Genomic DNA, 20,597 nt, shown 5'->3' with positions numbered 1-20,597 from the left:
GATAAGTGAAAGTTTGGAAAATTCAACAGAAAAACCTGACTGGAATTGATGGATGGGTATTATGGTTTGACGAATGAGGCTAAAGATGGGAGGGATGTTGCCCTTTCCGTCAACTTTAAGTTGACACCTTTCCCTTTTAAGGAAAGGAGCTGTTTCCTTTTTTTAACGGTAGGCATCATGAAGCCCAATTCCCTTGGATATCATGGGCAAGATTTTTTCCAGCCTTCTGATTTTGGTTTTTTCCTGCTTGGCTTCTATAATGTATTCACAATATTCCTTTTGTTTATATGGGCTAAGTGCTTCAAAAGAAGCTTTTAAATTGGATTTTTTGGATAGCTCAGTTTTGAGTAGAGCTGGAACTTCAAGGGAAACGGTACTTTTTTTCGCAATAATTTCTTTGCCTTGTTTTTGATTTTCAATGGATTCCAGCATATAAGCTAACACAGCATCCTTTTCAATTTCCGTTGTGGAAAGGAAATTCCAATGGCGCATTCCCTTGGTTTTTCCCTCTTGGGCATTACGCAATACATTTTTTGGATCGGAAAGAAAAACCCCATTGAAAAACCAGACACCAAAATGGTTTTTGAACCTACAGATACCAAATACATTTTTTCCATTTATAGTGTAAACCGGAAAGTTCCATTTATACTCCTCCATACAATCCGTTTGGAGCGCCAATGTCCGAAGGACACCAATTCCTTCCCTAAATGGATGCTCTTTTTGATAGTAGGCATCGAGTTTTTCCAATTTTTCCATTTTATTTTATTTGAATAGCAGTGAGCTCACAGATTTTAACAATGACCTCTACTGCTTTTTGCATACTTTCCAATGGGACATACTCATATTTACCATGAAAATTGTGGCCTCCCGCAAAAATATTGGGGCATGGCAGCCCCATAAAACTTAATTGTGAACCATCGGTTCCCCCACGAATGGGTTTAATGATGGGGTCAATACCCACAGATTCCATGGCCTCTTGTGCAATTTCAACAATATGGAAAACAGGAACTATCTTTTCGTGCATGTTTCTGTACTGATTCTCAATGTGCAGTGTTACACAGTCACCGTACTTTTTTTGGAGCTTATCCGTAATGTCTTGCAAAAGTTGTTTTCTTGCATCAAAGTGGCCTTCATCATGGTCCCGAATAATAAGTTCTATCTCGGCCTTTTCAATTTCCCCTTTTATATGGTGAACGTGAAAAAAACCTTCTCTATCGCTGGTGCGTTCCGGAACTTCCCTTGGAGGAAGAAGGCTTAAAAACTCATTGGCAATTCCAATGGCGTTTACCATTTTGTTTTTTGCATAACCCGGATGAACACTCTTTCCTTCTATTTGGATTTTGGCACTGGCAGCGTTGAAGTTTTCAAATTCCAATTCACCAACCTGACTGCCATCCATAGTGTAGGCCCAGGCAGCTCCAAATTTTTCCACATCAAATTTATGCGCGCCCCTTCCAATTTCTTCATCCGGAGTAAAGCCAATACGAATTTCTCCATGCTTTATTTCTGGATGTTGAATCAAGTATTCCATGGCCGTAATAATTTCAGCAATACCGGCCTTATCATCCGCACCCAACAAGGTTGTGCCATCTGTAGTAATCAGTGTCTGGCCTTTATACTGCTGCAAATCTTCAAAATAGTCAGGTGACAGTACAATATTTTTGCCTTTGTTCAATACAATGTCCTCCCCATCATAATTCTCAATTACCTGAGGTTTTACATTTTTCCCCGTAAAATCAGGAGAAGTGTCAAAATGTGAAATAAAGCCAATGACAGGCACTTTTTTGTCCATATTACTGGGCAAGGTGGCCATGATATACGCATTTTCATCTATGGAAACCTCTTGCATTCCTATTTGATGGAGTTCCAGCACCAGTTTTTTAGCCAAATCCCATTGTTTTTCGGTACTGGGCGTAGTTTTGGAGTAGGGGTCACTTTGCGTGTCGGTGGTCACATATTCAAGAAATCGGGGTAGTAATTTTTCCATAAAATGCGTTTCATCAAAAATAACGTTTATTCAATCGTGATTTTGGGAAAAAATGAAGGTGAAAAACTATCTTTCCCGTTTGAGAAAACCAAACCAATTGAAAGCCATACTTTTTTATCTTTTTTTGATTTCCAGTTTTTTTAGCGTTGCCCAGGAAGAATGTTCGCTGGGTATTGGCGGACAGGATGATGAGACCATTGCAGAAGTCTTTCAGCTCAGTGAGATCCAGTTGGAAAAATTAAAGAATTGGAGCGCCGAACTTAAGGTGAGAAATGACCATTTAAAGAATCAGGCAGAGTATCTGTTAAAACGCCATGCACAGAGTTCGCCGGAAGATTTAATGAACATCTCCTACAAATACAGAGATTTATTGGATAGCATGAAACAGAATTCACGGATGCTGGATAAACGCTTATTGTCCATTTTTAATGATAGGCAATACAATTTCTATATAAAATTGTGCAATCAACTTACCTTACGCCCTATCTATATAGATAGGTCAGTTAACGAAAAATAGCCGATTTTCTAAATTCTGAATCCAGAGTTTATATTTTTGACAAAATTTTATAAATGTACAAGTTCCTCATACGCCCTATACTCTTTCTTTTTGATGCCGAATCTGTACATTATTTTTCTTTTGGCGCCATAAAGACCTTTTCAAGATTGGGATTGAACCGACTTTTCAGAAGTGTTTTTTCGGTAAATGACCCTAAACTGGAACGGGAGGTTTTTGGATTAAAGTTCAAAAATCCGGTAGGTCTTGCCGCTGGGTTTGATAAAGATGCCAAATTATACAACGAATTGTCCGATTTTGGATTTGGTTTTATTGAAATAGGCACGTTGACCCCCAAGCCTCAATCCGGTAATCCTAAAAAAAGATTGTTCCGACTGCGGGAAGATGAAGCTATTATCAACCGTATGGGTTTCAACAACAAAGGTGTTTTTGAGGCGGTTGAACAGTTGAAGAAGAAACATCGAGTACTTATTGGGGGCAATATTGGTAAGAATAAAGTAACGGCCAATAAAGATGCAATAAAAGACTATCTAATATGTTTTGAAGCGCTTTTTGAGCATGTGGATTATTTTGTCGTAAACGTGAGTTCACCCAATACTCCTGGACTTAGGGAGTTACAAGATAAAGAGCCGTTGACAGACTTGTTAAAGAAGTTGAAGAGGCAAAGTAGAAAATTGGCAAAGAAGTACGAACAGAAGGAAAAGCCTATCTTGCTCAAGATTGCCCCCGACCTGAGCAATGATCAGTTGATGGATATCATCTCAATAATTGGAGATGCCTCAATTGATGGGGTAATCGCCACCAACACCACCATTTCAAGAAAAGGATTGAAATCCCATTTGATTATGACAGAAGAAAAAGGTGGCCTCAGTGGAAAACCTTTGACCAATAGAAGTACAGAGGTGATTCGGTTTTTGGCCGAAAAGAGCAACAAAGCCTTTCCTATTATTGGGGTGGGAGGAATACATTCCCCAGAAGATGCACTTGAAAAACTGGACGCTGGAGCCGACTTGATTCAGCTGTACACAGGATTTATTTATGAGGGCCCGGCGCTCATTAAAAAAATAAATAAGGCTATTTTGGAACGTACGAGCTAAGATCATATGTCTAGTCTGTCCATTTTTCTTGTTGAAACCGTAAATTATCCAGTACTATTAACATTTGTGATTTCTTCAGCAGCCTTGGCCATTGCACCAGGGCCAGATAACATTTTTGTGCTAGCCCAGAGCATTTCCAATGGTGTAAAATCTGGATTGGCCACGGTAGCCGGATTGGTGAGTGGGTGTTTGGTGCACACCACGCTTTTGGCTTTTGGGGTATCGGAAATTATTAAAAGAAGTGACTCCCTTTTTTTTGGCATAAAACTTTTCGGAGCTATTTACCTTTTGTACTTGGCGATAATGGTCTACAGAAGTGATGCCACCATCCTGTTGGATAAAGGGAACGGCTCTACAAAAGGACTTTCCAAGTTGTTTTGGAAGGGTTTTACCATGAATGTGCTCAATCCAAAGGTAACCATCTTCTTTTTGGCTTTTTTTCCTGGTTTTTTGTTCAGTGATGAGCTTCATACAGTAATTCAATTTTATGTATTGGGACTACTTTTTATGCTAGTGGCCTTCCTTATTTTTGGTCTGATTGCGGTTTTGGCCGGAAGCATTTCCAACTACCTTTTAAAAAACCCAAAAGCGGGAATATACCTTAAATGGTTGCAGATTGTTGTGTTTGTGTTGATTGCCGTTTATCTATTGCTATCGGATAAATAATGGTAATTTTACAGGCAGCCTATGTCAAAAGTCAAACTTATAGAATGCCCTAGAGATGCCATGCAAGGCATAAAAACCTTTATCCCCACTCAGGAGAAGGTAAAGTATATTCAATCTTTATTGGGCTGTGGTTTTGACACCATAGATTTTGGAAGTTTTGTTTCTCCCAAAGCTATTCCACAGATGGTGGATACCGCTGATGTTTTGGCACAATTGGATCTTTCCAAGACCAAGAGCAAGCTTTTGGCCATTGTGGCCAATACCAGAGGTGCCAATGATGCAAGTCAGCATTCAGCGATTGATTATTTGGGGTATCCCTTTTCCATTTCGGAAAACTTTCAAATGAGGAATACCCACAAGACCATTGCACAATCCATAGAGACACTTAAGGGTATTTTGGAAATTGCAAATGACAATGACAAAGAGGTGGTCACATACATTTCCATGGGTTTTGGAAATCCATATGGAGACCCTTGGAATGTTGAAATAGTGGGGGAGTGGACAGAAAAGCTGGCTGGGATGGGAGCTAAAATACTTTCCCTTTCCGATACCATTGGAAGCTCTACACCTGAAGTTATTGATTATTTGTTCTCCAATTTGATTCCAACGTATCCCGATATTGAGTTTGGGGCACATTTGCATACAACACCCACTAAATGGCATGAAAAGGTGGACGCAGCCTATAAAGCGGGATGCAGGCGCTTTGATGGTGCTGTACAGGGTTTTGGAGGATGCCCCATGGCAAAAGATGAGCTTACAGGGAACATGCCCACAGAAAAAATGCTTTCCTATTTCACTTCAGAAAAAGTGGATTCCAATGTAAACTGGATGGTTTTTGAAGCAGCTTACAACAAGGCTACAGAGCTATTTTCTGTGTACCATTGAATCTTTTTTTGGATGCCCATAAAGGGTTAAAATGTTAAATCTTAAAATTTATTTAAATTAAGTCTAAATAAATTTGGCCTATTCTAAAGGTCGAAATATATTTGCCTCCTCTAATTTATTTTAAATCAATCTAAATAATAATAAGTAACAACATGAGACATTTTATTCTCTTATTTACAGTACTGGTTTCATCAACAATTTTTGCGCAGACTCAAACGGATTCCATTGCTTTGGACCCACAAAAACAAATAAACGCAGCACAGAGGCTACTCTCGGGCAATTATGCATCGGCTGTTACGGTAGGTGCGTACGGAGAAATGTTGTACAATCAGCCAGAAGGTGGAAATGGGGAAATAGATGTACAACGATTGGTACTTCTTTTTGGATATAGGTTTGATGACCGTACCCAGTTTGTAACGGAAATTGAATTTGAACATGTTGAAGAGGTTTTTGTGGAGCAGGCATTTGTAAACTACAACGCCGCACCTAACTTCAATGTTAGAGGTGGATTGATGTTGGTACCAATGGGCATTGTCAATGAATTTCATGAACCCACAACCTTTAATGGAACGGAAAGACCCGCTATTGATAATGTGATTGTACCCACAACATGGAGAGAGCTTGGGGTAGGGGTTACTGGTAGATTTAATTCCATTTCTTTGGGATATCAAGCCTATTTATTCAATGGCTTTAAATCTTCTGAAGCTGATGGGGAAGGCGGAGTATCTGGAATTTTGAAAGGATCGAACGGATTGCGAAGCGGAAGGCAGAAAGGTATTAAGTCCACCATAGATAGCCCTAATTTGGCTACGAAATTGGACTACTATGGTATTCCAGGACTTCGTTTGGGCTTGTCAACATACTTCGGACGTACCCAGGCAGATGATAATGTCGAGCAATTTGATGGTTCCGATATTGGTATCGCCATGCTAGGATTGGATGCTAGATACGCCTACCAAAAGTTTACTGCGAGAGGACAATTTATCCACGCATCACTTTCAGATACCGAAGCTTATAATTCTTTGACAGGAAGAGATTTGGGAAGTGCTTTGCAAGGTTGGTATGTAGAAGGAGCTTATAATTTGCTACCAACCGGTAAAAGACAGAAATTATTTGCTTTTGCCCGCTACGAAAAATATGATACCCATGCCAATACTGATGGTGCTTTGGTAGAAAATGAGGCTTATGATAGAACCGATGTTACTACCGGATTAACCTATCATATTGCTCCCGGAGTTGTCGTTAAAGGAGATTATCAGTTTAGAAGCAATGCTTTGGATGGTGATGATGTAACGGATAGGCTCAATTTTGGAATAGGGGTGTGGTTTTAACCACACCTTTTTTTTGCCCATTGGATAAAATCTTTATCTTATTTTTATTCATAATAAGTCTAAATTAACATATATTTGGGGCATGAAATTGGTAAGAACATCGGCCAGTATATTAGTTGTGCTCCTATTTTGTGGATTCGGTATTCCTAAAGGAGTCCATAAAAAGGTAGTTAAGGAAGTTGAGAAGACTTTTGAAGTGGTGGATTTTAGCATGAGTCCTATCACGGTTTCGGATGAATTGAATGCAGAGCTACCATCAAAGATTTCAGGAGAAAACTTTTATAGGATAGTTGACCAAACTTCCCTTTTAGGCTATGTTTTTGTTGATCAAGCCCCAAGTAAAACTGCTAAGTTTGACTACTTGGTGGTTTTTGACCACAATTTAACCGTGGTTAATTCCAAAGTATTGGTTTATCGCGAAGAGTACGGAGGAGAAATTGGCAGCAAAAGATGGTTAAAGCAATTTCTTGGAAAGACCGGAGGGGATAGAGTGAACCACGAAACTAATATTGATGCCATTTCAGGAGCTACCATTTCCGTGCGTTCAATGACAAAATCCATGGACAATCTCCTGCAAACCGTTGGTATTCTTCAGGAAAAAGGACAATTGTAATGACTTATAATGGTCTTTTGACTACTTTCCCAAGGGAAATCAGACTTTTTATTGCCGTATTTGTCGTGGTACTTTCCATTGGCTTTTTTACAGGATTATTGTTTGTTAAACAAACCGATTCTGCCACACCTGCCGGGATTGAGGAAAACTACTTGGGGAATGAAGAGGATGAAGGGGCTACGGTAATGAAATTCAAAAAAGGAGATCGGGAAATGTTGACCATCATCCATACCCATATTCTCTCCATGTCCTTTATCTTCTTTTTATTGGGCGGATTGGTATGGATAACCAGATTCCCAAAAAAATGGAAACTCTTCTTAACCATTGAGCCATTTTTGTCCGTCCTATTAACTTTTGGAGGTATTTACCTGATGTGGAAAGGAATGCTATGGATGAAGTACGTGGTGATTTTTTCAGGAACGCTAATGACCCTGACATTTACTTTCTCGGCAATACTGGTGCTATTGCAATGTGTCAAACCAAATAGGGAGTGACCCTAGTTTTCTATAAATCGGTAATTGATATCATCATATTCCAGAAACTCCACTTGTTTCAAATTTATGCACAAGAGTCGCTTGATTTCTAAAATTTCCCTTTTGCTTACTAGAATGATAAAGTGCTTTTGACCAACCGAAATTGGAATTTTTCGCTCATGTATCCAGTTTTTGAACTCTTTTTCCCAATAGGTAATATCAAGTTGGGAGACATAGCATTTAAATGCATCAAGTTCCCATTCATAAAGCTCAAAACATAGATTGTTATAGACTAGCTGGAAAAGTTTACTTTGATTGCAAAAGGTTAAGGTTCCGTTTTTGGTTTGGCTTAGAATTTTTTGAGACTCGCACATAAGGTAGAATTTGTTGTAAATATATTTATTATTTATAATAAGTCTAAATAAAAATAAATTAAATAACACCTCAAACTCCGATAAGGTTCAACTTGAATTAAAATATGGTATATTTGCACGCAATTAATCCGTAATTGCAATGGAAGCCCACCTAAATAAAATCGTTGGCGAAGGACTAACATATGATGATGTTCTCCTTGTGCCTGGATACTCGGAAGTTCTTCCCCGAGAAGTCAATATCCAAACAAAATTCACTAGAAATATTACCATAAATGTTCCCGTTGTTTCAGCAGCGATGGATACTGTGACTGAATCCCAAATGGCCATTGCCATGGCAAGGGAGGGTGGTATAGGTGTTTTGCACAAAAACATGACCATAGATCAGCAGGCACTTAAGGTAAGAAAGGTAAAACGAGCCGAAAGTGGCATGATCATGGATCCAGTTACGCTACCACTAAACTCCTCTGTACGTGATGCAAAAGCAAGTATGAAGGAACATAGCATTGGTGGAATTCCAATTGTTGATGCTGATAAAAAGTTGATTGGAATCGTTACTAATAGAGATTTACGGTTTGAGAAGAACAATGACCGACCTATATCTGAAGTGATGACCTCAGCGAATCTGGTAACTGTTGGTGAAGGGACATCCTTGCAGGAGGCAGAAGTTATCTTGCAAAAAAATAAGATTGAAAAGCTTCCGGTTGTAAATGACAAAGATGTCTTGGTTGGATTGATTACTTTCAGGGATATCACCAAGTTGACCCAAAAACCAATTGCGAACAAGGATCAATACGGACGTTTACGTGTTGCAGCAGCCATTGGGGTTACCCCGGATGCAGTTGATAGAGCAGCAGCTTTGGTGAATGCTGGAGTAGATGCTATAATCATCGATACGGCCCATGGTCATACCAAAGGCGTTGTGGGTGTATTAAAAGATGTAAAAAAATCTTTTCCTGAACTTGATGTGGTTGTAGGGAATATAGCTACAGGTGAAGCTGCAAAATATTTGGTAGAAGCTGGAGCGGATGCCGTGAAGGTAGGTATTGGACCAGGTTCCATTTGTACCACACGGGTTGTTGCCGGAGTAGGATTTCCGCAGTTTTCTGCAGTGTTGGAAGTGGCGGCAGCCATAAAAGGTACTGGTGTTCCGGTTATAGCCGATGGTGGAATCCGATATACGGGTGATATTCCAAAAGCGATAGCAGCAGGAGCAGATACGGTGATGTTAGGCTCTCTTTTGGCGGGAACGAAGGAATCCCCAGGCGAAACCATTATTTACGAAGGCCGTAAATTCAAATCGTACAGAGGTATGGGGTCCGTGGAAGCCATGAAGGAGGGAAGTAAGGACCGTTATTTCCAAGATGTAGAGGATGATATTAAAAAACTGGTACCGGAAGGGATAGTAGGTCGTGTACCCTATAAAGGAGAACTGTTTGAAAGTATCCATCAATTTGTTGGCGGATTGCGTGCCGGTATGGGCTATTGCGGTGCCAAGGATATTGAGACCTTAAAAGAAACCGGAAGATTTGTTAAAATTACTGCAAGCGGCATCAATGAAAGTCACCCACATGATGTGACTATTACCAAAGAAAGTCCTAACTATAGTAGGTAATTAAACCCTTTTGTCTGAATTTCTTGTCAAAAAGTGATCAAAGGATTACTTTAGGAGTTCTCGTATTAATTAACCTTACTTATGTTGAAGAGAACAACTTTTTTCTATCTTTTATTGGTGTTTGTTTGGGTAGGTTGTGGTAGCGACTCCGAAGAAATTCCTACAGATGATGATATTCAACTGGATAATACTCCTCCAACGATTCAGGCTCCCGAAACACCCAATGTAATTCAAGTGCTGACCGATTTATACTTCACGATTCAGGATGACTCGAATGAGCTTGTAAATAGGATCTTGTTGGACGGTGAGGAGATATTCTCTTCGACGGCGAAAAGCTTTAATTTCCAAATTAATCCATTCGATTATTCTTCTGGACCTAAAAATTTGAAAATAGTTTCTGTTGATGACAGTGGTAATGAAAGTACAGTTGAAATATCTTTTGAATTGAAGAAGCTTTTGGTACGAATACCAAACCCTTCGAGGGGTACAGAAGCAGAAGTTGCAGAAGACTATTATGCGATAAACGATCTTACTGGCAAACTGCTAGCGTATAAAAAAGTTGAAATGGAAGAGGTTCTCGATTTCTTTGCAGATGATTCCTTTTCACACCAGAATATTACCTTGACACGATATACAATTGGTAAAAGCCCACAAAGTTTTCAATTCTTCTCGTCAGTTTCTGATATCCCTCCGGGAACTATATTGCCTACAGATGAGGAGCGTGGAACCGCAAGAGAGCAACCTGGAACCAACTCGGACAATAATATTGAGATTCTGGTAGAATCAACCCATTTGCCTGTTGTACATTCCCATAACGCAATACTGCAGAGCTTTTCTGGTTTTAGTGGAAGCTATAGAATATTATACAATAACTCCCTTCAAAATGGCCAAAGTGAGGTACTGTTTTCATTCCCGACGACTGAAGTTACAGCAATTTCAGAGTACGAATACTTACTTATCAATGACTTTGACAAATCGTCCTATGAATTAGCGGAGTTTAAAAAACCAAACTCATTCGTAAAAATGGAAATTCCTGAGAATACAGGTTCCTATTATCTGAGCATTAACGGTTTTTATGATGAGAGCGACTATCAAAACTATAAGTATCGAAGGATTTTTGAAAATGGAGATGAAATATCAATGCTTACAGAAAACGCTTTGGAAGTTCCTGTTCTAGAGGAATTTGAAGTTTTCCAGCGACAATTATCCATTACTGAGGGTAAAAAACGATTTCAAACTTCTCAAAAGGGTATCGCTATCGATTTTTTTATTCCAGACTTTGACATTTCACGAACAGATGATTTATTAAATTTCTCAGGGGATTACGATTATTCTGAATTCTTTTTTGATAAAGTTTCGCTTAATGGGGATGGAAGCATTAACCAATTTTTTTGGCGTTTTAAGAATAGGCCGACAACTTCTGCATTAAGAATTCCGTACTATGATTTTGAACTGCCAATGGAGATAAACGAGGAGCTATCCATGAAATCTTTGTCAGCAAACCCTAATGAAATTGAGCCTGATTCGTTTTCTTGCCAAAGTTTTAAGTTTGATGCGACAGGAAGCTATGAGGACATTGTTTTCTTTACCAAAGAGTTTGCCGATGGTCCAAGAGGAGATGAATATATCTTAAATCTAGATTTAAAATAGAGAACTATTTCCCAGCATAGGTTTGCCAATCCTTGTCCTTGTAGATATTGTCCCCAAAATAGCGGGCAATCTGAAGAAATGGTTTAACCTTTTGGTATCCGGGAACCGGCGATAGCATATTTAGCTTTTCATCCAAGAAAACCACGGTTGGGTAGCTCATTTTGCCTTGCAAAAGTGCAGCTGCAAACTCATGATAACCTCTTCGTCCAGAAGGTACAAATTTGAAAGTCTTCCCCTGAAAATCTATGGGGTCCTTCCCTTCGGCATCCAATTTCACCATATAAAAGTTGTCCTGCATGTAAGCTGCGACTTCCGGATTTTGGAAAGTATCCTTGTCCATTTTCTTGCACCATCCGCACCAATCTGTATAAACATCGATAAACATTTTCTTGGGCTGGGCATCGGTTTTAGACAATTCCACTGCTTGATTCCAGCTTAACCATTGCACATTTTGTGCTTGGGCCTGGAATCCGACCAAAAGAAAAAGAAATAAACTAATTTGGGTAAAGTAGGTAAAAACTGCACGCATCGTTCCTTGTTTTTGTGGGTTTAGTCTTGCGACCATTACAAAACTAACGAAAATTGTGCCAAAATAGTGTTTAGTCCATCAACTCCAGAATCAAGATCAATGCACCCATAAGTAAACACAATGGCGAATAGTATCGTGTATCCAAGGCAGAAAACTTACTGTTCTTGGCGGTTTTAAAAAAACCTACATACTTAAAATCCCCAAAAGCTCGGATAATGAAAATGATGCCAACACCTATGGAAACATATTGCAACCATTCAAAATCAACATAATTGATAATTTTATTAATGAATACAAATGCAAAGCCAAGTAGAAAAAGGCCTACAAGCACCGCCATAATCTTATTGGGCGTTTTTACGTGATTACTTCCTATTGTGGTGGGAACAACGGTTTCTGGGTTTTTGATGCCAAACAAAGCCCAAAAAAAATGAAGTATGGCCAAAATAATTAAAACAATTGAAATTAAAATGGCCAATACATCCATATTATTTTATAGCAGCTGCTTTTGGTTTTTTAAACAAATCCTTTACATCAACCTGATTTCTGAGGATATCATCAAAAGTTTCCCTTTCACGAATTAGATGCGCCTTTCCCTTGTGCCAAAGCACTTCAGCAGGGCGATATCTTGAATTATAATTACTGGACATGGTGAAACAATACGCTCCAGCATTTTTAAAACAAAGGATGTCGCCTTCAGAAATCTCATTGATTCTGCGGTTACTACCGAAAGTATCCGTTTCACAAATATAGCCAACAACCGAATAATAACGTTCCTTACCCTTTGGATTGGATAAATTAACTATTTCATGGGAAGCGCCATAAAGCATGGGGCGAATTAAATGATTGAAACCGGAATCAACACTTGCAAAAACGGTGGAAGTGGTTTGTTTTACCACATTGACCTTTGCCAAAAAGGAACCGGCTTCACTTACCAAAAACTTTCCTGGCTCAAAAGCCAATGTCAGTTCTTTGCCATATTCTGCACAAAACTCGTTGAATCTAGCCGTTAGTTTTTTGCCCAGTTCTTCAATATTGGTTTGAATGTCGCCAGTTTTATAGGGAACTTTAAATCCACTGCCAAAGTCAATAAAATCAAGATTTTTGAAGTTTTTGGCTGTTTCAAAAAGAATTTCTGAAGCATAAAGGAATACATCAATGTCTAGGATATCACTCCCGGTATGCATATGGATTCCATTAATGTTCATTTTGGTCAAGTCCACAATACGTAACAAATGTGGGATTTGATGTATGCTGATACCAAATTTAGAATCGATATGCCCTACGGAAATTTTTGAATTTCCACCCGCCATAACATGTGGATTGATTCTTATGCAAACAGGAACATCGGGATGTTTACTGCCAAACTGCTCCAAAACTGATAGGTTGTCTATATTGATTTGAACACCAAGCGCAGAAGCTTCTTCAATTTCTTCCAAAGAAACGCCATTGGGGGTGTAAATAATGGATTCGGGTTTAAAACCAGCCATAAGACCCAGTTTTACTTCCTGAATGGAAACCGTATCCAAGCCACTGCCCAAATGGTTCATTAATCGAAGTATGGTAATATTGGAAAGCGCCTTGGCCGCATAATTTAACCTTAAACTACCAACACCTGCAAAAGCTTTGGTCAACCTTTGAAATTGTGAGGCAATCGTGTTGCTGTCATATACATATAGCGGAGCACCGAATTTATCCGCTAGATTTAACAAATTTGAAGAAGTCATAAGTCATTAGTCTTTCAAACAAATCTAAAGGTTGCCATTTAGTCCCGCAAGAATATCATACCAAATCATATTTATATAACAAATTGTTGTATAAATAACAATTGTGATAAATCTATCACTTGCCGCTTTAAATTCCGCATTGTATTTTTAACACAAATTCCAATGATGAAATTACCTCTATTCCCATTGCAATCTGTTTTCTTCCCTGGTGAAACTGTTCCGTTACATATTTTTGAAGAACGCTACAAACAGTTGATCAACGATTGTAGGCAAGAGGCGGTAACATTTGGAATACCGGTTTATATTGACAAGACCATAGCTTATGGTACTGAGGTGCAACTGGTGGAGGTTGTAAATACCTATGAAAGTGGCGAAATGGATGTGGTTTGTGTGGCAAGGCAGGTGTTTAAAATCCTTTCTTTTGAGAATCAAATGGAAGGAAAACTTTATGCCGGCGGGGACGTAGAGTTTTTGGATGCTAAAAATGATGCAGATGAAGCATTGCGAAAGGAAGTCCTCGAAAAATTAGAGATTTTGTACGATTTAATGGATGTTCCGTTCACCAAAATTCCTCCCAAGCAATTTAATAGTTATTCTTTGGCCCATAAGATGGGACTTTCTTTTGAGCAAGAATATCAATTGTTACAAATTTCTAGTGAAATAGACCGATTGAATTTTATAAAGAGCCATTTGGAGACTACTACAAATGTACTGCAAGAAATCAATCGCACTAAGACCATTATTGAAATGAATGGGCATTTCAAAAACTTTGACCCCTTGGATTATGAGGATTTCAAAGTGTAAACGGGTCGGTCGGTAATCAGATATTTTGACTTGTTTTTTGAGTCTAGTTCCTTCAAGTTCAATTATTCCCTTTTCATCTTCAATTTGTCAAAGTCGTTTTCTATTTTTGTCGCCAAACAAAAGTTAATTCGCAGATGAATCTTCACGAATATCAGGGAAAAGAAATTTTAGCCAGCTTTGGGGTTAGAATCCAACGAGGAATTGTTGCCCGTAATGCCAAAGAAGCGGTAGATGCTGCCAAGCAGCTTACACAAGAAACAGGAACGGGCTGGCATGTTATTAAAGCTCAGGTGCACGCAGGTGGACGTGGTAAAGGTGGCGGTGTAAAATTGGCCAAGAACCTGAAAGAAGTCGAAGAATTGGCCGGAAGCATCATCGGGATGAACTTGATTACTCCGCAAACTTCGGCAGAAGGTAAAAAAGTACACCAGGTACTTATTGCTGAGGACGTATACTATCCGGGAGATAGCGAGACCAATGAGTTTTACATGTCCGTACTGTTGAACAGAGGTACAGGTAGAAACATGATCATGTACTCTACCGAAGGAGGTATGGATATTGAAGAGGTTGCTGAAAAAACCCCTCATTTAATATATACGGAAGAAATTGACCCAGCCACTGGATTGTTACCGTTCCAAGCGCGTAGAATAGCGTTCAACCTTGGTTTATCAGGTACGGCATTCAAGGAAATGGTGAAATTTGTTTCCGCCTTGTACAGAGCATATCAAGAAAGTGATGCCAGTTTGTTTGAGATCAATCCGGTCTTAAAAACATCTGATGACAAGATTATGGCTGTGGATGCCAAGGTATCCATTGATGATAATGCACTGTATAGAAGAAAGACCTACGCAGAAATGCGAGATCTTCGTGAGGAAAACCCTATTGAGGTTGAAGCTAGAGAGGTTGGCCTTAACTATGTGGACCTTGATGGTAACGTAGGTTGTATGGTAAATGGAGCCGGATTGGCCATGGCCACTATGGATTTGATCAAAATGGCGGGCGGCGAGCCAGCTAACTTTTTGGATGTAGGTGGTACTGCTGATGCCAAAAGGGTAGAAGAAGCTTTCCGAATCATTTTGAAGGACCCTAACGTAAAAGCAATCCTAATCAATATTTTTGGTGGTATTGTACGTTGTGATAGGGTTGCCCAAGGAGTTGTGGATGCCTATAAAAACATGGGTGATGCCATTAAAGTACCTATCATCGTAAGGTTGCAAGGTACCAATGCCGAATTGGCCAAGGAGATTATTGATAATTCTGGATTGGCGGTACATTCAGCTGTTCAATTCCAAGAAGCGGCAGATAAAGTAAAAGAAGTATTGGGATAAACCGTATTTCATTAAGAAGTAAAAGGCAATGCGAAAAGCATTGCCTTTTTTGTTTTCTGTTGAAGGATTATTTCAATGTAATTTAACCTATTTGCGCACTAAAGTTGTGTGTTTTGGAGTTATCTAACTACCACTTGGCCTCAAAACACATAAAATGGGAACGTACGAAGAGAAATTGAGCATACTTTCTGAAATGATTGCGTTTGCTAGGGTGGATCATTCCATGAAGGATTCTGAACACCACTTTTTACTCAGTGTTGCCTCAAATCTTGGTATAGATGAGCGTACTTTTACCGAACTTTTAAGGAAAAAATCTCCCAAAGTTGTACTTAAATCCCAGGCTGAGCGCATTGTTCAGTTCCATAGGTTACTACTTTTGATGAATATTGATGAAGAGCAGCACGAAAAAGAGATTAGCACACTACATAATGTAGGCCTTGCCATGGGGTTGCCTCCCTCAGCTATTGGACAGGTTTTAGAGGTTATGCACAAGTATCCAAATAAGGTGGTTCCGCCAGATGTACTCATCAATATTTTTAAAGCACACTACAACTAGGACATTTTGTCATTAATATTTGTTAATAAAATGTCAAAATGACATGTATTCTATCATGGTATAGCATTTGACTATGGTTAGGTGATTTAAATGTTTAATGTAAAATTTGATCACCATGAGTTTAGTTAAAAGAAATAATTTGTTTTTTCCTTCCTTAATGAACGATTTGTTCACTCCTGATTGGTTTGGGGGCGTCGATAATTGGAATCCTTCAGTTCCTGCTGTAAATATAAAGGACAATACCGATGGTTTTGAATTGGAACTTGCTGTTCCCGGAGCCAAAAAAGAAGATTTTAAAGTTGAGGTAGACAATGATATTCTTACCATTTCAAGCGAAGCGAAATCGGAGAATGAGGAAACCAAGGAAAATTATACCAGAAAAGAATTTACATATTCATCTTTCAATCGAGCATTTACATTGCCTGAAACAGTAGATGGCACCAAAATAGATGCAAAATATGAAGATGGAATTTTAAGGGTGATTCTTCCAAAAAAGGATGAGGCCCTGCCAGAGCCTAAGAGAATGATTTCCATTGGATAAATCCAAATAAAAAATTGTAGAACACCAACTTAGGTGTTTCATGATGGTTGGTTTAGTTGGTTAGTTGGGGAAAGCCCTGCCGTTTGGTGGGGCTTTCTTCTATTCTTGTTCCTGCAGCATTTTAATTTCATCCCGTAACTTGGCCGCTTCCATAAAATTAAGTTCTTTGGCAGCTTTCTCCATGGCCTTTCTTTTTTCCCGAATCATTTTTTCCTTTTGATCTTGGGTTAGGTATTCTAGATCAGGTTCTGCAGCACGCAACTCTTCTTTTTGAAAATGATAGGTGGAAACGGAGTTTTTGGCGAGTGCATTGTCCAGATTTTTATTCAATGCCTTGGGAGTAATATTGTTCTTGGTATTGTAAGCCATCTGTTTTTCCCTACGGTAATTGGTCTCATCAATGGTTTTTTGCATGCTTTCCGTAATGGTATCCGCATACATTATGGCTTTTCCGTTTAAATTACGGGCGGCACGGCCCACGGTTTGGGTCAAAGAACGGTTACTGCGTAAAAAACCTTCTTTGTCCGCATCCAAAATGGCCACAAGTGAAACTTCGGGTAAGTCCAATCCTTCTCGTAACAGATTTACGCCTATCAAAACATCGAATATCCCTTTTCGCAAATCCTGCATTATTTCAACGCGTTCCAAAGTATCTACATCACTGTGAATGTATCTGCAACGCACATCTATTCTTGCAAGATACTTGGCCAGCTCCTCTGCCATACGCTTGGTCAGAGTTGTCACAAGGGTTCTTTCATCTGCCTCAACACGTTGTTGAATTTCCTCTACCAAATCATCTATTTGATTCATACTGGGCCTGACTTCAATGATGGGGTCCAGTAACCCAGTCGGTCTAATGACTTGTTCTACATAAACCCCTTGGCTTAATTGCAATTCATAATCGGCAGGGGTGGCACTCACATAAATGACCTGATTCTGTAGGACTTCAAATTCCTCAAACTTTAAAGGTCTGTTATCCATTGCCGCAGGAAGTCTGAATCCGTAATCCACTAAATTTTCCTTTCTGGAGCGATCACCACCATACATGGCATGGACCTGCGGAATGGTTACATGGCTTTCATCAATGATCATTAAATAGTCGTCCGGGAAATAGTCCAATAAGCAGAAAGGCCTTGTGCCAGGCTCCCTTCCGTCCAAGTATCTGGAATAATTTTCAATCCCAGAGCAATAGCCGAGTTCCCTAATCATTTCCAAATCAAAATTGGTTCTTTCCTCTAAACGTTTTGCTTCAAGAGGTCTGCCTATTTCCTTGAAATAATCAATTTGTTTTACCAGATCATCCTGAATTTGATGGATGGCATTTTGAAGAATATCAGGAGAGGTCACGAACATATTGGCAGGATAAATGTTCAGTGAATCATACTCCTCTATCACGTTATTGTTGAAAGGATCCAAAGCTTCAATTTCCTCAATTTCGTCCCCAAAAAAGTGAATCCTGAAAGCGTGGTCGGCATAACCTGGGAATACATCCACAACATCGCCTTTGACCCTGAAATTTCCATTTCTAAAATCGGCTGTTGTCCTGGAATAAAGACTTTGGACGAGTTGTTTTAAGAATTTGGTCCTTGAGATTACCTGATCTCTATGGATGGATATTACATTTTTTTGAAATTCCACCGGGTTTCCAATACCATAAAGACAGGATACAGAAGCGACTACCAGCACATCCCTTCTTCCGGATAGCAATGATGAAGTGGCACTTAACCTGAGTTTTTCTATGTCCTCATTGATGGATAGATCTTTTTCAATGTAAAGTCCGCTGGTAGGGATATAAGCTTCCGGTTGATAGTAATCATAGTATGACACAAAGTACTCAATGGCATTTTTTGGAAAAAACTGTTTAAACTCGGAATACAATTGTGCGGCTAGGGTCTTGTTGTGGGCCAATACAAGCGTTGGACGTTGCACGGATTCCACCACATTGGCCACTGTAAACGTTTTTCCAGAGCCTGTTACACCCAATAAGGTCTGATGTGCTTCTTTTTCCTGAATTCCATTGACCAATTGCCGTATTGCTTCGGGTTGGTCACCTGTGGGGTTAAATTCTGATACTACCTGAAACTTCATTCCATAAAAATACTAAAGCGATATACCAAAATGAAGTGAAAGAACAAGATTATCTTTTAAGAGAAAAATGGCCAAATACCTCCCTGTTCATAACATCTACAGCTTTGTACCAATAATCACCAGAAGGTGAGGGGCGTCCGGCAATATTGCCATCCCATCCTTGGGAGTTTTGGGTGATTTCTTTTAAAAATTGGCCATAACGATTAAATATGCGGATATTCAGCAATACAATTTCCTCACCACCAGGGGGCTGTATAAATTGCCAAAAATCGTTGACATTATCTCCATTGGGGGTAAAGAATTTTGGAAAACCTTCAACAGTAAGATCTTGAACAAATTTTTTCTCGGCGATTCCACAGCCGTTTTTATCACGAACATAAAAAGTATGTGTTCCTGGTTTCACAGCTTTAAAAACATTGCTATTTTGATAGGGCCCATCAATGTTATCGATAGCATATTCATAATCTCCATTTCCTGAAGTTTCAACCGCAATCTGTAATCCGGTTACGTTTTCCGTAACGAGCAAGTTTCCAATAGATGCAATTTCCGAGGAAACCACATTGAATGTTTGGGTTGTTGGACATTCCAAGGTGCCTCCTGATTGCGGAATCAAATTATAGGCTTCATATTTATAAATTCCATTTTCACTAAGAGCAACTTCATTGGTTTCGGATAGCAAAGACTCATTGCCAAATTGATCAATCTGATACCATCGGTACCCATCTGCTACATCATTTGAAGTTACCATAAATGGAGCCTCATTTTGACATAGGGATAAGGTATCTGGAAAATTGATTTCAGGATTTAATGTTACAGTTTCACCTGTGGCCACATCCAAATATGGACCGCACCCCAAAGAGGTGGAAAAGCTTTCCTGCCCGCAACTCAGTGCACTTCCAGCAGCGTTGAAGGGAACAATGGTGATGAAAAAAGTTCGGTTCGGTTCAAAATCCAAAACAAAAGTGGAATTTGTAGAAAATGAAGCATTGTCCAGAACATCGGCTGCTTCTGGGGATGAGCCTATGGTGACCCGATAGCCAGTAGCGCCTGGAACAGATACCCACTCTATGAATGGAGTCAAAGGAACGTTGATATCACCATCCAATGGACTTACAAGGTTTGTACATCCTGGTAGGCTCGCCAATGCTCCCGTTGTAAAACTGGTTTCTGTGCAACTTGTGGCTGCGCCATTTTCATTACGAGGCGATACTGTGGCATATATTGTCGTGTTTGCAGGAAATTGACCTGGAGGATTATAGGAAAGTGCATTTCCCACATTGGTAGGAAGAAGGATATCATTCCCTCCGGGTGTCGTCCCCAAGCTAACTACATAACTTGTGGCCTTAGGTGCGTAATTCCAAACCAAGTTCGAAAAGACACTCACATTAATGGCCCCATCCAGTGGGGTTCTCATGGTTGTGCAGCCCGGAGGTATGGTTACGTTTTCTGTAGTAAATGATTGGCTTGGGCAAACAATATCATCACCACTTTCAAACAAAAAATCCAAAATTATGGTTACATATATTTGGGTGCTCTCTGGAAGCCCTAATGGGGGAGTGTAAGAAGTTGAGTTGCCAACGGATCGTTCCAAAATTTCAGCTCCACCAGGAGTTGTGCCCAAACGAATGCGATATGCCGGGATTCCATCCACTGATTCCCAGGAAATTGCTGTATCCACTGGGACATTGGTGTCGCCATTTACAGGGCCGACCAAATCTGGACATGTTTGCGCTGTTCCAATAATGGAAATGAACAAAGTGAATATGAGAAGCAATTTTTTTAACATTTGACAAAAATCAAACTCTTTAAATTAGTGATTCTTTTT

Annotated in this window: 21 protein-coding genes; 13 read left to right on the top strand and 8 right to left on the bottom strand. The window is 39.5% G+C overall.

The window, feature by feature from the left end; all coding sequences use genetic code 11:
* Positions 1–162 precede the first annotated feature (162 nt).
* Positions 163–756, bottom strand: a complete 594-nt coding sequence (locus ACOQO1_RS08515) for a YdeI/OmpD-associated family protein (protein ID WP_420602440.1) — start codon at positions 754–756, stop codon at positions 163–165.
* 1 nt (position 757) lies between these two features.
* On the bottom strand, positions 758–1,987 hold the full coding sequence (pepT, locus tag ACOQO1_RS08510) for a peptidase T (RefSeq protein WP_420602439.1): 1,230 nt from the start codon (positions 1,985–1,987) through the stop codon (positions 758–760).
* A 97-nt stretch (positions 1,988–2,084) separates the two neighbouring features.
* Here pepT and ACOQO1_RS08505 point away from each other — a divergent pair, with 97 nt between their 5' ends.
* The 7 genes from ACOQO1_RS08505 (at position 2,085) to ACOQO1_RS08475 (ending at position 7,587) form a co-directional block, all read left to right on the top strand.
* The gene (locus ACOQO1_RS08505; protein WP_420602438.1) at positions 2,085–2,504 is read left to right on the top strand and encodes a hypothetical protein; all 420 of its coding nucleotides are present in this window, start codon (positions 2,085–2,087) and stop codon (positions 2,502–2,504) included.
* Positions 2,505–2,557: 53 nt separating this feature from the next.
* On the top strand, positions 2,558–3,598 hold the full coding sequence (locus ACOQO1_RS08500; RefSeq protein WP_420602437.1) for a quinone-dependent dihydroorotate dehydrogenase: 1,041 nt from the start codon (positions 2,558–2,560) through the stop codon (positions 3,596–3,598).
* Between the two features lie 6 nt (positions 3,599–3,604).
* Positions 3,605–4,264, top strand: coding sequence for a LysE family translocator (locus ACOQO1_RS08495; RefSeq protein WP_420602436.1), 660 nt, complete (start codon positions 3,605–3,607; stop codon positions 4,262–4,264).
* Positions 4,265–4,285: 21 nt separating this feature from the next.
* Positions 4,286–5,149: a hydroxymethylglutaryl-CoA lyase gene (locus tag ACOQO1_RS08490; protein ID WP_420602435.1), complete on the top strand. Its 864-nt coding sequence runs from the start codon at positions 4,286–4,288 to the stop codon at positions 5,147–5,149.
* 152 nt (positions 5,150–5,301) lie between these two features.
* Positions 5,302–6,480, top strand: a complete 1,179-nt coding sequence (locus ACOQO1_RS08485) for a hypothetical protein (RefSeq protein WP_420602434.1) — start codon at positions 5,302–5,304, stop codon at positions 6,478–6,480.
* Positions 6,481–6,562: 82 nt separating this feature from the next.
* Positions 6,563–7,093: an FMN-binding protein gene (locus ACOQO1_RS08480; protein ID WP_420602433.1), complete on the top strand. Its 531-nt coding sequence runs from the start codon at positions 6,563–6,565 to the stop codon at positions 7,091–7,093.
* Positions 7,093–7,587 (top strand): hypothetical protein, encoded by a 495-nt coding sequence (locus ACOQO1_RS08475; protein ID WP_420602432.1) that lies wholly within the window; start codon positions 7,093–7,095, stop codon positions 7,585–7,587. The genes ACOQO1_RS08480 and ACOQO1_RS08475 overlap by 1 nt, the downstream gene beginning before the upstream one ends.
* A gap of 2 nt (positions 7,588–7,589) precedes the next feature.
* Here ACOQO1_RS08475 and ACOQO1_RS08470 read toward each other — a convergent pair whose 3' ends face one another.
* Positions 7,590–7,940 (bottom strand): DUF6686 family protein, encoded by a 351-nt coding sequence (locus tag ACOQO1_RS08470; RefSeq protein ID WP_420602431.1) that lies wholly within the window; start codon positions 7,938–7,940, stop codon positions 7,590–7,592.
* 139 nt (positions 7,941–8,079) lie between these two features.
* Here ACOQO1_RS08470 and guaB point away from each other — a divergent pair, with 139 nt between their 5' ends.
* Entirely contained in the window at positions 8,080–9,552 is a 1,473-nt protein-coding gene (gene guaB, locus ACOQO1_RS08465) for an IMP dehydrogenase (protein WP_420602430.1), read from the top strand.
* A gap of 81 nt (positions 9,553–9,633) precedes the next feature.
* Positions 9,634–11,202, top strand: a complete 1,569-nt coding sequence (locus tag ACOQO1_RS08460) for a hypothetical protein (protein ID WP_420602429.1) — start codon at positions 9,634–9,636, stop codon at positions 11,200–11,202.
* Between the two features lie 4 nt (positions 11,203–11,206).
* Here the strand turns inward: ACOQO1_RS08460 and ACOQO1_RS08455 are convergent, their stop codons facing one another.
* From ACOQO1_RS08455 to lysA, 3 genes are all read right to left on the bottom strand, one after another.
* Entirely contained in the window at positions 11,207–11,731 is a 525-nt protein-coding gene (locus ACOQO1_RS08455) for a thioredoxin family protein (RefSeq protein ID WP_420602428.1), read from the bottom strand.
* A 70-nt stretch (positions 11,732–11,801) separates the two neighbouring features.
* Entirely contained in the window at positions 11,802–12,215 is a 414-nt protein-coding gene (locus tag ACOQO1_RS08450) for a DUF3995 domain-containing protein (protein ID WP_420602427.1), read from the bottom strand.
* A 1-nt stretch (position 12,216) separates the two neighbouring features.
* Positions 12,217–13,455, bottom strand: a complete 1,239-nt coding sequence (gene lysA, locus ACOQO1_RS08445) for a diaminopimelate decarboxylase (protein ID WP_420602426.1) — start codon at positions 13,453–13,455, stop codon at positions 12,217–12,219.
* A 162-nt stretch (positions 13,456–13,617) separates the two neighbouring features.
* Here lysA and ACOQO1_RS08440 point away from each other — a divergent pair, with 162 nt between their 5' ends.
* The 4 genes from ACOQO1_RS08440 to ACOQO1_RS08425 all read left to right on the top strand — a co-directional run bounded on the left by ACOQO1_RS08440 (position 13,618) and on the right by ACOQO1_RS08425 (position 16,684).
* On the top strand, positions 13,618–14,259 hold the full coding sequence (locus ACOQO1_RS08440; protein WP_420602425.1) for an LON peptidase substrate-binding domain-containing protein: 642 nt from the start codon (positions 13,618–13,620) through the stop codon (positions 14,257–14,259).
* 134 nt (positions 14,260–14,393) lie between these two features.
* The gene (gene sucC / locus ACOQO1_RS08435; RefSeq protein WP_420602424.1) at positions 14,394–15,587 is read left to right on the top strand and encodes an ADP-forming succinate--CoA ligase subunit beta; all 1,194 of its coding nucleotides are present in this window, start codon (positions 14,394–14,396) and stop codon (positions 15,585–15,587) included.
* A gap of 154 nt (positions 15,588–15,741) precedes the next feature.
* Positions 15,742–16,143 carry a TerB family tellurite resistance protein gene (locus ACOQO1_RS08430; protein WP_420602423.1) on the top strand — a complete coding sequence of 134 codons (402 nt, stop codon included), beginning with the start codon at positions 15,742–15,744 and terminating at the stop codon, positions 16,141–16,143.
* A 115-nt stretch (positions 16,144–16,258) separates the two neighbouring features.
* The gene (locus tag ACOQO1_RS08425) at positions 16,259–16,684 is read left to right on the top strand and encodes an Hsp20/alpha crystallin family protein (RefSeq protein WP_420602422.1); all 426 of its coding nucleotides are present in this window, start codon (positions 16,259–16,261) and stop codon (positions 16,682–16,684) included.
* A gap of 99 nt (positions 16,685–16,783) precedes the next feature.
* Here the strand turns inward: ACOQO1_RS08425 and uvrB are convergent, their stop codons facing one another.
* Positions 16,784–18,772 carry an excinuclease ABC subunit UvrB gene (gene uvrB, locus ACOQO1_RS08420; RefSeq protein WP_420602421.1) on the bottom strand — a complete coding sequence of 663 codons (1,989 nt, stop codon included), beginning with the start codon at positions 18,770–18,772 and terminating at the stop codon, positions 16,784–16,786.
* A 49-nt stretch (positions 18,773–18,821) separates the two neighbouring features.
* Positions 18,822–20,546: a T9SS type B sorting domain-containing protein gene (locus tag ACOQO1_RS08415; protein ID WP_420602420.1), complete on the bottom strand. Its 1,725-nt coding sequence runs from the start codon at positions 20,544–20,546 to the stop codon at positions 18,822–18,824.
* Positions 20,547–20,597: the final 51 nt, after the last annotated feature.

The sequence above is a fragment of the Flagellimonas sp. genome, from assembly GCF_965222555.1.
In the GTDB taxonomy this organism is placed as follows: Bacteria; Bacteroidota; Bacteroidia; order Flavobacteriales; family Flavobacteriaceae; genus Flagellimonas.
This window is presented reverse-complemented; position numbering and strand designations above follow the sequence as displayed.